Source organism: Colwellia sp. BRX10-9 (assembly GCF_014077405.1).
Lineage (GTDB): Bacteria > Pseudomonadota > Gammaproteobacteria > Enterobacterales > Alteromonadaceae > Colwellia_A.
Window position 1 is genome coordinate 89,262 of sequence record NZ_JACGVV010000003.1, and the last position, 12,549, is coordinate 101,810.

A 12,549-nucleotide genomic window follows, 5' to 3' on the forward strand; every position below is an offset into this window, starting at 1 on the left:
TTAGTTAAGAATGTGTGGCTGAGCTAAACCAAAAACAGGTATCTCAACTTGTTGCAAGTCATTATCATCACTTAGCATTTGGTAATGGCCCTGCATAGTACCGACTGGGGTTTTTAAGATACAACCGCTGGTATAAGTGTACGTGTTGTCTGGCGCTATGATAGGCTGCTTACCGATAACACCTTCACCGGCAACGGTAGAGGTCTTATTGTCGCCATCGGTAATCAACCAATAACGAGACAATAATTTAACCGGTTTATTACTATTATTGGCAATACTAATCGTATAACTAAATACATAGTTCTTTTCGTTTTCAATCAATTGTGAGGCAATATACTCAGTTTTAACACTGACCGAAATATCATATCCCATAGAAATCGATTCGACTGTAGTTAATGTTGAATCGTCCTTCATAACTCAACCGGGTTATCAGTTAAGAAATTTGCCAGTTTGATATAATCTGTGATCGGTAAGTTCTCTGCACGAAGTCTTGCATCGATACCTAAAGCCGCTAATTGTTCAACCGTAAACAATTTTTTAAAACTATTGCGTATCGTTTTTCTACGTTGGTTAAATGCCGCCAAACAAACTTGGTTAAGCGATTTAATATCTTTTACTGGATTTTTAATCTCACCATGAGGAATTAATCTCACGATAGCAGAATCAACCTTAGGCGCTGGCTTAAAAGCTTCTGGGCCTATTTGCATAACAGGGATAACCTGACACTGATATTGCGTCATGATTGAAAGCCGACCGTAGGCTTTACAATTTTCACTAGCAGCCATGCGTTGAACAACTTCTTTTTGCAGCATAAAGTGCATATCTTTCACGCTATCTTTAAACGTTAAAAGATGAAAAATAAGTGGCGTAGAAATGTTGTAAGGTAAGTTGCCAAAAATTCTTAAAGGTCGTTCTGCGGTCGCTATTTCACTAAAATCAAATTTAAGGGCATCCGCTTCGTAAATAGTAATTTTATCAGCAATAAAAGGATGATGACGTAAACGATGGGCAAGATCTCTGTCAAGTTCGACAACAGAAATAGCACCGGCTCGGTCAATAACCGGTTCGGTTAATGCGCCTAATCCAGGACCAATCTCGATAAGATTTTCTCCCGGCTCAGGGTCGATAGCATCAACAATTTTACTGATCACACCTTCGTCATGTAAAAAGTTTTGTCCAAAGCGTTTTTTGGCCTGGTGGCCTAGATGAGTTTTATTATTCATGATTGATTATTTGCTAATTTAATGGCTGTGGTGATTGCTTCAATAAAGCTTCCTGGGTCAGCTAAGTTGGTACCCGCTAATTCAAGTGCGGTACCGTGATCTACCGAGGTTCGAACAAAAGGTAAGCCTAAGGTAATATTAACCGAAGCGCCAAAGCCTTTATATTTCAAGACTGGCAAGCCTTGATCATGATACATAGTTAAAATGGCATCAGCATCACTTAAGTACTTCTCCTGGAAGATAGTATCAGCAGGTAATGGCCCAATAAGCTTGATGCCTTCATCTCTGAGTACATTTAAGGCTGGGATCATCACATCGATTTCTTCTCGACCTAGATGCCCATCTTCTCCCGCATGAGGGTTTATGCCACATACGTAGATTTTAGGCTCTTTAATACCAAATTTATTAATAAGATCGGTATTTAAAATACGAGTGACTTTTTGTAAACGTTCTGCGGTGATCGCTTTAGAAACATAAGCTAAAGGAATATGCGTTGTCACTAATGCAACTCTTAAGCCTTCTGTCGCCAACATCATCACGACATCGGCACAGTTAGCTTGGCTAGCAAAATATTCTGTATGACCACTGAAAGCGATACCCGCTTTATTAATTAACCCTTTATGCACGGGGCCAGTGACAATAGCATCGATTTCACCAGAGATATTTTTTTCACTGGCAATTCTTAATGTTTCAATGACATAACTACCATTTTCAGCATTAAGCTCACCAGGAATACAAGCCTCAGCCATATCGACAGACAATATCGTTAGTGTCCCGGCTTTTTGAGGTTTAGCGGCTTTCGAAACATCATAATCAATAAATGTGAGTGGTAAACCTAAAACTTCAGCGCGCTCTTGCATTAACTTTTTACAAGCAATTACCACAAGCTCAACGGGCCAATCTTGCTGAGCAATGAAAATGGTTAAGTCTGGGCCAATTCCTGCAGGTTCGCCTGGCGTGATAGCTATACGCTTTGTCATTATTTTGTATCTCGACTAAAAATCTCTACATAGGCTTCATCACGAAGCTCTTTAATCCAACGCGCACTTTCTAAACCAAACTTTCTATTGAATAAAATGCGACGAGCTTTACTTTCATTCATTTGTTCTGTCGCATCAAGTGTTCTTCGACCCGTTAATTGCGCTAAATGCCAACCAAATGAAGTTCTAAAAGGCTTATGCATTTCATCAACTTTTAATCGCGCTAAGGCCGCCTTAAAAGTAGGATCGTAAACATCAGGGTCTGACCAACCTAGATCACCACCTCGCACTGAAGTAGGTCCGTCTGAATACTCTTTAGCTAAGTCGCCAAAATCAGCTTCACCTGCGTTAACTCTGTCCATAAGGCCTAGCAGAATACTTTCAGCTTTGGCTTCACTCAAGATAACAGAAGGTTCAATCAATATGTGCCGTGCTTTCACTTCTTCTACTTCAACGATTTGCAAACCACGAATATCTATAATTTTTACAATACTAAAACCTAAACCGGTACGGATAGGTCCTAAAATTGATTCTTTTTTCTCACCATCAACAATTGATGAGAATAATGTCGGTAATTCATTGATATTTTTCCAACCTAAATCACCACCTTCTAAGGCATTTGACCCGCCTGAAGAAGCAATAGCAATTTTTGCAAAGTCACTGCCGTTATTAAGCAATTCAATTACTTTTTCAGCGCGAACTTTAGCGGCATTCATATCATCTTGTGTTGGATTCGCTGGGAACTCAATCAGTATGTGTCCCAGACGATATTCAACATCAGTATTAATTTTTTCTTCCATAGAAGAAATCAAATTAGCCACGTCTTGTGGTGAAACATAAATACGGCGACTAACACTATTGCGGCGTACCTCGCCAGAAATAAGTTCAGTTCTGACTAGTTCACGATACTTATCGTAATCTGTGCCATCTTTAACAAGATTCTGACGAAACTGGTCTAACGTTAATTTTTCTTCTTTCGCCATATTCGTTAGCGTTTCATCAAGTTGTGCATCACTCACTTGCACACCCATACGTTCGCCTAATTGAGTGATCAACGCATCGTTGATCAACTTTTCAGTGACCTGCGTTCTTAACGCTTTATCTGATGGTAAACTTTGATCATTTTTTAGTGCTTGTTTTTTTATGGTTGCGATTAGGTCTTTTATTTCAGATTCCAAAACAACACCACCATTTACAATGGCTGATACTCGATCAAGTTCAACTTGTTGTGCTTGTACTGGAAAAAAAGATGTTACCGTCAAAGCGCTTGTTAAAAGTAAAAATTTCAATGATTTTTTCATGTATCGTCTATTTCTTATATTTAATTATTGAGAAAGTAAGGGCGTTTGTAGCCAAATATACTTGAGTTGAACATATCTGTAATGTCTTTTGTTCTCATGCTAAATCTTAGCATAAAACCATTGTTGAATTCATCGCGATTTTTATTATTACTCGATGGTTCATCAAAGTTTGCTGTAATATAACGATGATAAGCAAAACTCAGTGACCAACAGCAACTTTGGTACTGTAAACCCGCATAAGTTTCTATGCTTCGATTTTGCTGTAAATCTTGAGTTACTCGGCTAATAACTTGCCAATTTTTATTTATGCTGACATTCCCCGCTAAAGATAGTTGCTCTAATGTTATACCTGAGACATCACGAGTGTATCGATGGTTCAATTGTATTGTTTGATTTTCACCAAAAAGATAATCAATACTGGTTTGACTCTTGTTGGTAACATCATCTTCTGTATTATATTGAATGTCGCTACTGAACTGCCAACTACTATTTATACGAGCGTAGACTTCTGCCGCTAATGCCGAAGCATCGGCTACAATTCCTTGGTTTTCTTCAAAGGTAAAATTACTGTCATTAAGATAAACAATTCGTCCTAAGCTGACCCTAAGTTGTTCTTGATTGGCACTGTCGAGTAAACGACTCGTTATTCCCCAAGAATATTGATTAGCTTGAGCTATCCTATCTAAACCACTAAAACGTTTATCACGAAATAGACCGTTATAGTCATCTTGTAGTGTGGTTGTATCATATAGCCCTATATTACTTTGATCTTTTTCAGGAATATAAAGATATTGCAGTTGCGGCTCTAAGGTTTGTGTAAAACTATTTCCCCAAAAATGACTTTGCCTATCAAAATTAACCCCACCATGAAAACGGACTTTAGGTAATGTTCTGCTTACACTTTCTTCAAGCTCACTTTCCAAAGGAATATTGTCTTGTTGGTAATGGGTTTGTAGTATTTTAAATTCTGAATTCAAAAACCAAGCTGGCGTAACCAAAGGGAAGGTTAAACCCGCTTCAACATGATAGCGCTGTGCGGTTACTTGAGTTTTATCGGCATTGTCAAAATTGGTGACTTCAGAATAGACATCGAATAACCCGTCTAAAACATCAATTTTTTGATGGCTGGCAAGTTCGAGTTGAGCAAGCGCTTTATAGTTTGTTTTATTATCGCCGAGTACTTCAAAGTCTTGTAATTTTACCTTGGCTTGCCAACTATCCGCAAAATAAGCTAATTCACCTGTTTGATATAAGTAAGCATCATTATCATTGTAGTGCTTACTACCAATATCAACTAAATAGTTATCATCACTAATTGTTGTGTAGTCAACGAAAGCGCGAAAGCGCTCTGAAAAGGTGCCAACATGTTGCATACGCACTAAATATCGTGCATCGGTGCTATTTTCTTGTTCATTGTCTTGATCTAGATATTCGAGATCAAATTGTCCTTGTTGTTCATCATGCAAATAACGAAATTCTGTCATTAATTGACTGCCACGCTTCAACATGTATTTTGGGGTAATCGTCGCATCAATATTAGGGGCAATATTCCAGTAATAAGGAATTGACGTGGTAAAACCTGATTTACCTGAATTACCAATTTCAGGATATAAAAAACCCGATTGTCTATCATCACCAATAGGAATCGTAAAATAAGGTAGGTACAAGACCGGCACATTAAAAACTGAAAACCTTGCATTATAAGCTTCTAAATAACGTTCATCTTTAGAAATATTAATTTCGCTGGCATTCATTTGCCAATCAGGTGAAGCGCCATAACAAGTAGTAAAAGAAGAGTCAATTAATGACAAGGTACCTTCTCTAGACACAGAAATAATACCAGCACCACCGTGTCCTGCTATTCCCGCGAGTTGATACTGAGTATTTTTCAAGGTAGTCGCGCCGAGCGATTCACTTATGTTCAATTGGTCGGCAAAAATATCAATGCCTTTATTTTGAAAGTGAATATCGCCCGTGGCCTTAACCGATGAACTTTCTCTATTAAGCTCAATCTCATTAGCAAGAATTGTCTGCTGACTGTTAATCAACATTACATTGCCGGTAAATTTAGCGACTTTATTTTTATTAATACCCGATTTATCAGCTAAAATAGTGATCGCTTTACTCTTTTCAGTAGATTGAGTAGCGGTTAACTGTGGGTAAGTCGGTATAGGGCATTGAGCCATACCATCGAGAATATCGGTAACTTGTTGAGCAACACTATATTTAGCCATTGATAAACAAGTAATTATTAAAATTAAATAGCGCGGAAATGACATTAAAAGTCCGATAGATGAATGATTAAAGCAACAAAGATGAAAGCGAGCCACATTTTATACTCAAACACTTAGATAATATAGCAATTTTCTTTAGGGTGCTAATTCGGTATATTGGTAATACGGGTTGGCATTACTCATTTATGCCCTCACCTAAGATAACTATTAGTACCATTTACTTGAGGAATAGAAAACTTGCCAAGCTCTCGAATTCAAGCGTTACACCTATGGTTGGATAAACAATTTTCAGGCGAACATATTCAATTGACCCCCTTAACTGGCGATGCTGGCTTTCGCTGCTATTATCGTTTTTCGATAAAGGGTCGTTCATTTATCGCCGTTGATGCCCCTAAAGATAAATCTAATAACGCGGCTTTTGTTTTTATGCAAAAGAGTCTTAAGGATAATAATGTCTTAGTGCCTGAAATTATTGCGGCTGATTTATCACTAGGTTTTCTTTGCTTAGCTGATTTTGGTGAAACGCTATTAGCTGATATTTTATCGACTGAAAATATCATTATCACCTATCAAAAAGCTATCGATATTTTACCAAAAATTCAGTCTGCATTGCCCAAGAATACTCAAGAATTACCGCATTATGATCAAGCATTTGTTGAGCTTGAACTGAATATTTTCTCACAATGGTTATTAACTGAGCACCTATCAATTATATTAACTACTGAAGAGCAACAGCAGTTAATAGATTGCTTTTCAATATTAACAGAAAATATGCTGAGCCAACCGCAAGTCTTAGTGCACCGAGATTACCATAGTAGAAATATTATGATCCTCGAGGATAATAATTTCGGCATTATTGACTTTCAAGACGCGGTCATTGGTCCTATCACTTACGATATCGTCTCGTTACTCCGTGACTGCTACCTGAAATGGCCGAACGAGTCTGTTTCATTGTTACTAAACCGCTATATAGATATAATGACAGAGCACTATTCATTAAACGATATCACTCGCCAGCAATGGCAGCGCTGGTTTGATTTAACTGGCTTACAACGCCACATTAAAGCGAGTGGTATCTTTGCCCGTTTACATCATCGCGATAATAAAAGCGGCTACTTAAAAGATATTCCGCTAACACTTAGCTACCTTGTTGAGATCAGTGAAAAATACCCTGAATTAGCCTCTTTACATCAGCTTTTATTAGTAAAAGTACTGCCTGCGATGCAAAATCTTAAAGCGGGTACATTAACATGAAAGCGATGATTTTAGCCGCTGGTCGTGGTGAACGTATGCGCCCCTTAACGGATCATTGCCCAAAACCTTTACTCAGAGTAGCTGGGATCCCGCTAATCGAATACCATATTAATAAACTCGCCCAGTGTGGCATCACAGATATTGTTATTAACTATGCCTGGTTAGGAGAGATGATCGTTGACTATTTAGGTGATGGTAAAAAATTCGGGGTTAATATAAGCTACAGTCCAGAAAATAGTGGTGCACTTGAAACGGCTGGCGGTATTATTCAAGCGCTACCTTTATTAAGCAATAATAACGATAATGAAGCCTTTATGCTGATAAATGGCGATATATTTACTGATGTTAACTTTGCTAACTTACCGACATTAGCCAAAGACCGGTTAGCGCATATCTGCTTAGTTAACAATCCTGATCATAATATAAAAGGTGATTTTATTTTTGATAACAATCAACTCACCAATATTGTAAATCAGTCAGAATCAACACAGAAAAATACTTACACCTTTAGTGGTATTAGTTTATTTCGCGCTGATTTTTTTAAAGATAAAAATGCCATGCCAGCATTAAAGCTTGGTCCGATGCTCAAAAGTGCGGTTAGCGACGGTACGGTTTCAGCAAGCATACTCGATTGTGCATGGACCGATGTTGGTACGCCAGAACGTTTAGCGTATCTAAATAGATAAGTTAATCAATTAATAACACAAACAGGTAATATTGATAATGAGAATATGGGGAAAACTTTTAGGCTTTATATTTGGTTTTATGCTGAGTAAAAACCTACTAGGTGCATTAATAGGCATGTTTATTGGTCATAACTTTGATAAAGGCAGAGGCCTTAATTTCAATAATCTTTCAGGCTCGAAAAGCTCAGAAAGTGAACGCCAGAGCGCATTCTTTTACACTTCTTTTTCAGTGATGGGCTACATGGCAAAAGCGAATGGCTTAGTGTCAAAGCATGAAATTGAATTCGCCAATGCTTATATGGACAAATTATCGTTGCAGGGAGAGTCAAGACAACAAGCGCAAGATGCCTTTAGAGAAGGTAAAATGGCGGGTTTTCCACTGAACGATAACCTTGCAAAATTTAAACAAGTTTGCGGAAATCGTCATGATTTATTATTACTCTTTTTAGAGATTCAAATTCAAGTCGCTTTTGCTGATGGTCACCTAGACAGTGATGAACGCCAAGCCTTACACACCATAGCGCAGCAATTAGGCTTTTCAAGTAAAGAGCTTGATAGACTCTTAGAAATGATTATCGCTGGTGCACAATTTCATCAAGGTCAATCAGGTAAAAGCTCTCAATCTCAATTAGAGAATGCCTACAAAGTGTTAGGTGTTGCAGCAGACACACCTGAAAAGGATATTAAGAAAGCTTATCGAAAGTTAATGTCGCAACATCATCCTGATAAGTTGGTTGCTAAAGGTTTACCACCAGAAATGATGGAAATTGCCAAACAAAAAGCACAAGATATTCAAGGGGCATACGAGTTAATCACTAAAAACAAATAACCGCTAATGCCTGTTATTACCAGCAGATATTAGTGCCTAGCTTGCTAGCCGCTCAATGAAAAACGCATACTAGCGTATGCGTTTTTTTTCTTTAAGGTGTTTATTTTCGTTGATAAACACAAAAATCCACATCAAAACTATTTTTGTCATCGGCACTGAGTTTAACGCTACTGGTTAGTTGCCAATCTTCCACCGTATTATATTCAGGAAACTGAGTATCGCCATCGATATCGGCTTTGATATGAGTAATGTAAAGACGGTTAGCGAGGGGTAAACAATGGCTGTAAATAGCACCACCACCAATGACCATCACTTCGTCTACTTCACCCGCTAGCAGTAAAGCTTGCTCGACTGACGTAGCACTGTCTACACCATCAGCGCGGTAGTTTTGGTCACGTGAAATAACAATATTTTGTCTACCTGGTAAAGGACGACCAATAGATTCATAGGTCTTTCGCCCCATAATAATCGGCTTACCTAACGTCGTTTTTTTAAAATAGGCTAAATCAGCCGGTAAGTGCCACGGCATATTATTATCTTTGCCAATAATACGGTTATCAGCATGGGCGACAATCATCGAAAGTAGGGTCATTAACATGGTCTCTCTAAAGGGAATAATTCACTATGTGCTTAATGAAATAACTCATTATTGTTTCACGGGCTTATTTAACATCACTCATCAGGGGATAATAGCGATTTACCCCCTAAAAAAAAAGCTCAAGTAAATTATACTTGGGCTTTTTTATAACAACTAACTAAATGAACAGTGAATAATTACTTACGATATTCAACTTCTACATCGTATTCATCTTCATCCCAGTCTTCGTCACCTAATTCGTCTTCAACGCCGGATACCGCTTCTTCGTGGTAAGTATCCCACTTGAACTCAACCGTTTTATCTTCTGGTGTTTCTTCGATTTCTGGAGGAAGCCCTTCGATAAAAGTCATCACGCCTTGCGTTAGGTCAGCGGTACCAAATTTATTGATAGCAGAGACACTTCGTACTTCGCCAGTCCAATTTAAGCCAGCAACAATACTATCTGTTAGCGCTTTCGCTTCATCTTCTAACATTAAATCAAGCTTGTTAAACACTAACCAGCGCGGTTTAGCAAAAAGTTTTGCTGAATGACGCTCTAATTCACTGATAATAGTTTTAGCGTTTTCAAGCGGATCAGAGCCATCGGCAGGCATTACATCAACAAGATGTAATAAAATTCGACAACGCTCTAGATGCTTAAGAAACTGTGTACCTAAGCCTGCGCCTTCTGCTGCGCCTTCAATCAAACCAGGAATATCAGCAATAACAAAACTACGTTGCGTATCTAGGCGAACTACACCTAAGTTAGGCGCCAACGTAGTAAATGGATAATCTGCTACTTTAGGTCGAGCCGCTGAAACACTGCGTATCAAAGTAGACTTACCTGCATTAGGTAAACCTAACAAACCTACATCGGCGAGTAACAATAGCTCAAGCTTGAGACTACGTATTTCGCCCGGTGTGCCATCGGTTTTTTGACGAGGAGCGCGGTTAGTACTACTTTTAAAACGCGTATTGCCTAAACCATGCCAGCCGCCTTTAGCCACTAACATTTTTTGTTCATTGCGGGTTAAGTCACCTAATTGTTCACCGGTGTCTACATCCATAGCACGTGTACCAACAGGTACTTTCAAAATTAAATCTTCTGAACCTTTACCCGTACAATCACGACTTTGACCATTTTGACCGCGCTTAGCACGATGAAAACGCTCGAAGCGGTAATCAATTAAGGTATTCAGGCTTTCGTCAGCCATTAAATAAACGTCACCGCCGTCACCGCCGTCACCACCATTAGGTCCGCCGTATTCAATGTACTTTTCTTTTCGAAAACTTACACAACCGTTGCCGCCGTCTCCGGCCTCAACTCTAATTTCAACTTCATCAACGAATTTCATGGTGCTTTGAAACACTCCAAGATTAAACTATTGCCTTATTATAAGTTATTTTTTGCACTTACGAAAACAAAGTTATTTTTTATACAAAATGAATACCCTTTAAACTAATTAAAGTTACATCATTAAAAGTAAATAAATTTTCAACAACGAGGCGCTTGGTTAAGCAATAGCTGACTATTGGGATTGAAGCAACGAAGTTATTGACTATTTAGGTCATTTAAAAATGAGCCATTAATTAGTGCAATAAGTATTAGATACTCAAGTAATTAAGTATCAAAAAAAAACCCTGCTTAAAGCAGGGTCTTTATTAAGTTTGAGTAACGTTACTAAGCAACAATACTTACAAACTTACGGTTTTTAGGACCTTTAACATCAAATTGTACTTTACCATCAGTTAAAGCAAATAATGTGTGGTCTTTACCAATACCCATGTTTGTTCCAGCGTGGAATTTAGTACCACGTTGACGAACAATAATGTTTCCAGCTAATACAGCTTCGCCACCAAAACGCTTAACACCAAGGCGTTTAGCTTCTGAATCGCGACCATTTCGTGTACTACCTGCAGCTTTCTTATGTGCCATCTTAAATCGCTCCTAATTAGCCGTTAATGCCAGTAATTTTCACTTCAGTGAACCATTGACGATGGCCCGCTTCTTTACGTGAATGCTTACGACGTTTAAATTTAACAATTTTAACTTTATCAGCACGGCCTTGATTTACAATCTCAGCTACTACTTTACCGCCAGCAATGTAAGGCGCGCCTACATTAACTGCTTCGCCGTCAGCGATCATTAAAACGTTATCGAATTCTACTGTTGCACCAATTTCAAGCTCAAGCTTTTCAAGGCGAACTGTTTGTCCTTCAGTTACGCGGTGTTGTTTACCGCCACTTTGGAATACAGCGTACATACCTACTCCGTAAAGCGTCATTTTATTTAGACGCTAGATTTTAAAATATAGGGCGCGAATTCTACGCGAAGATTTTTATTCAGGCAAGTCTAATTCGCATCTATTTCTATTTAATTTACTTATCGATAAACTATTCCGCTACAGCCCTTTATTGCTAAATATTTTCGTGTAAACTCATGCTTCATAAAATCTCTCAAATACAACAACAAAGGTAGCTATAGCCTTCTATGGATATCAAACACATACAAGCCCTCGCTCAAAAAGATATGACAGCGGTAAATAATGTTATTTATTCGCAAATAAATTCTGATGTTGCGTTAATTAATCAGCTTGGCGTTTATATTGTCAATGCCGGTGGAAAACGCATGCGTCCCATGCTAACGGTTCTCGCCGCACGTGCTTTTGGTTATCAAGGTAATGATCATATCTCTATTGCCGCCATTATTGAGTTTATTCACACCGCGACCTTATTACATGATGATGTTGTTGATGAATCAAACATGCGTCGTGGTCGAGAAACCGCTAATGCCCTATTTGGCAATAGCGCCAGCGTACTCGTTGGTGATTTTCTTTATACTCGCTCTTTTCAGATGATGACCAAGTTAGGCAATATGAGAATAATGGATATATTGTCTGATACCACTAACATTGTTGCCGAAGGTGAAGTCTTGCAGTTAATGAACTGTAATGACCCTAGCACCACCGAAGAAAGTTATTTTCAGGTTATCTACTGCAAAACAGCGAAACTATTTGAGGCCGCAACACGTTTAGCAGCAGTTATTGCCGGGCAAGATGAAAAAATTGAAAAAGCGATGCAAGAATACGGTAAATACTTAGGCACGGCTTTTCAATTGGTTGACGATATTATGGACTACACCGCCGATGCTAAAGCGATGGGGAAGAATATTGGTGATGATTTAGCTGAAGGCAAGCCGACTTTACCATTACTTTATGCCATGAAGCACGGTAATGCGCAGCAAAAGCAGCTAATAAGCGACGCTATTGAACATTGCAATGGTATGGAGCATTTAGACGAGATACTCGCTGCAATGGAGCAAACAGGCTCTCTCGTGTACACACAAAAGCAAGCAGAGCGAGAAGCGGATAAAGCCATTGATGCGTTAAAAATATTACCCGAGTCTGAACATAAGCAAGCGCTGATATCTCTGGCCCATATTGCTGCAAATAGAAGCGTATAATC

General features: G+C 38.6%; 13 protein-coding genes. 4 read left to right on the forward strand and 9 right to left on the reverse strand.

The genetic code is table 11. From position 1 onward, the window contains the following. Genes apaG through H4J69_RS03000 form a run of 5 tightly spaced genes read right to left on the reverse strand, consistent with a single transcriptional unit; the run spans position 1 to position 5,783 of the window. Positions 1-414: a Co2+/Mg2+ efflux protein ApaG gene (gene apaG, locus H4J69_RS02980; RefSeq protein ID WP_259364818.1), complete on the reverse strand. Its 414-nt coding sequence runs from the start codon at positions 412-414 to the stop codon at positions 1-3. After that, positions 411-1,223, reverse strand: a complete 813-nt coding sequence (gene rsmA / locus H4J69_RS02985; protein WP_070375746.1) for a 16S rRNA (adenine(1518)-N(6)/adenine(1519)-N(6))-dimethyltransferase RsmA — start codon at positions 1,221-1,223, stop codon at positions 411-413. Before rsmA ends, apaG begins: the two co-directional genes overlap by 4 nt. Then, positions 1,220-2,203 carry a 4-hydroxythreonine-4-phosphate dehydrogenase PdxA gene (gene pdxA / locus H4J69_RS02990; protein WP_220465259.1) on the reverse strand — a complete coding sequence of 328 codons (984 nt, stop codon included), beginning with the start codon at positions 2,201-2,203 and terminating at the stop codon, positions 1,220-1,222. The genes rsmA and pdxA overlap by 4 nt, the downstream gene beginning before the upstream one ends. Next, positions 2,203-3,504 (reverse strand): peptidylprolyl isomerase SurA, encoded by a 1,302-nt coding sequence (gene surA, locus H4J69_RS02995; protein ID WP_182213745.1) that lies wholly within the window; start codon positions 3,502-3,504, stop codon positions 2,203-2,205. The genes pdxA and surA overlap by 1 nt, the downstream gene beginning before the upstream one ends. Before the next feature lie 20 nt (positions 3,505-3,524). Next, entirely contained in the window at positions 3,525-5,783 is a 2,259-nt protein-coding gene (locus tag H4J69_RS03000; protein WP_182221739.1) for an LPS-assembly protein LptD, read from the reverse strand. A 192-nt stretch (positions 5,784-5,975) separates the two neighbouring features. On the opposite strand from H4J69_RS03000, the gene H4J69_RS03005 reads away from it, so the two are divergent. From H4J69_RS03005 to djlA, 3 genes are read left to right on the forward strand one after another with little or no spacing between them, the layout of a single operon-like run. Beyond that, complete coding sequence (locus tag H4J69_RS03005) at positions 5,976-6,992, forward strand: aminoglycoside phosphotransferase family protein (protein WP_182221738.1); 1,017 nt, start codon at positions 5,976-5,978, stop codon at positions 6,990-6,992. After that, the gene (gene murU / locus H4J69_RS03010) at positions 6,989-7,678 is read left to right on the forward strand and encodes an N-acetylmuramate alpha-1-phosphate uridylyltransferase MurU (RefSeq protein ID WP_182221737.1); all 690 of its coding nucleotides are present in this window, start codon (positions 6,989-6,991) and stop codon (positions 7,676-7,678) included. Before H4J69_RS03005 ends, murU begins: the two co-directional genes overlap by 4 nt. A 37-nt stretch (positions 7,679-7,715) precedes the next feature. Continuing rightward, the gene (djlA, locus tag H4J69_RS03015; RefSeq protein WP_070375740.1) at positions 7,716-8,507 is read left to right on the forward strand and encodes a co-chaperone DjlA; all 792 of its coding nucleotides are present in this window, start codon (positions 7,716-7,718) and stop codon (positions 8,505-8,507) included. Positions 8,508-8,607: 100 nt separating this feature from the next. Here the strand turns inward: djlA and folA are convergent, their stop codons facing one another. The 4 genes from folA to rplU form a co-directional block, all read right to left on the reverse strand. Further along, on the reverse strand, positions 8,608-9,099 hold the full coding sequence (gene folA / locus H4J69_RS03020) for a type 3 dihydrofolate reductase (protein WP_182221736.1): 492 nt from the start codon (positions 9,097-9,099) through the stop codon (positions 8,608-8,610). Between the two features lie 182 nt (positions 9,100-9,281). After that, a complete protein-coding gene (gene cgtA / locus H4J69_RS03025) occupies positions 9,282-10,439 on the reverse strand; it encodes an Obg family GTPase CgtA (protein ID WP_070375739.1) in 1,158 nt (385 codons plus the stop codon). A 326-nt stretch (positions 10,440-10,765) separates the two neighbouring features. After that, positions 10,766-11,020, reverse strand: a complete 255-nt coding sequence (gene rpmA, locus H4J69_RS03030; RefSeq protein WP_070375738.1) for a 50S ribosomal protein L27 — start codon at positions 11,018-11,020, stop codon at positions 10,766-10,768. A 16-nt stretch (positions 11,021-11,036) separates the two neighbouring features. Then, positions 11,037-11,348 carry a 50S ribosomal protein L21 gene (gene rplU / locus H4J69_RS03035; RefSeq protein WP_070375737.1) on the reverse strand — a complete coding sequence of 104 codons (312 nt, stop codon included), beginning with the start codon at positions 11,346-11,348 and terminating at the stop codon, positions 11,037-11,039. Between the two features lie 227 nt (positions 11,349-11,575). On the opposite strand from rplU, the gene ispB reads away from it, so the two are divergent. Next, positions 11,576-12,547, forward strand: coding sequence for an octaprenyl diphosphate synthase (gene ispB, locus H4J69_RS03040; protein WP_182221735.1), 972 nt, complete (start codon positions 11,576-11,578; stop codon positions 12,545-12,547). Positions 12,548-12,549 lie beyond the last annotated feature (2 nt).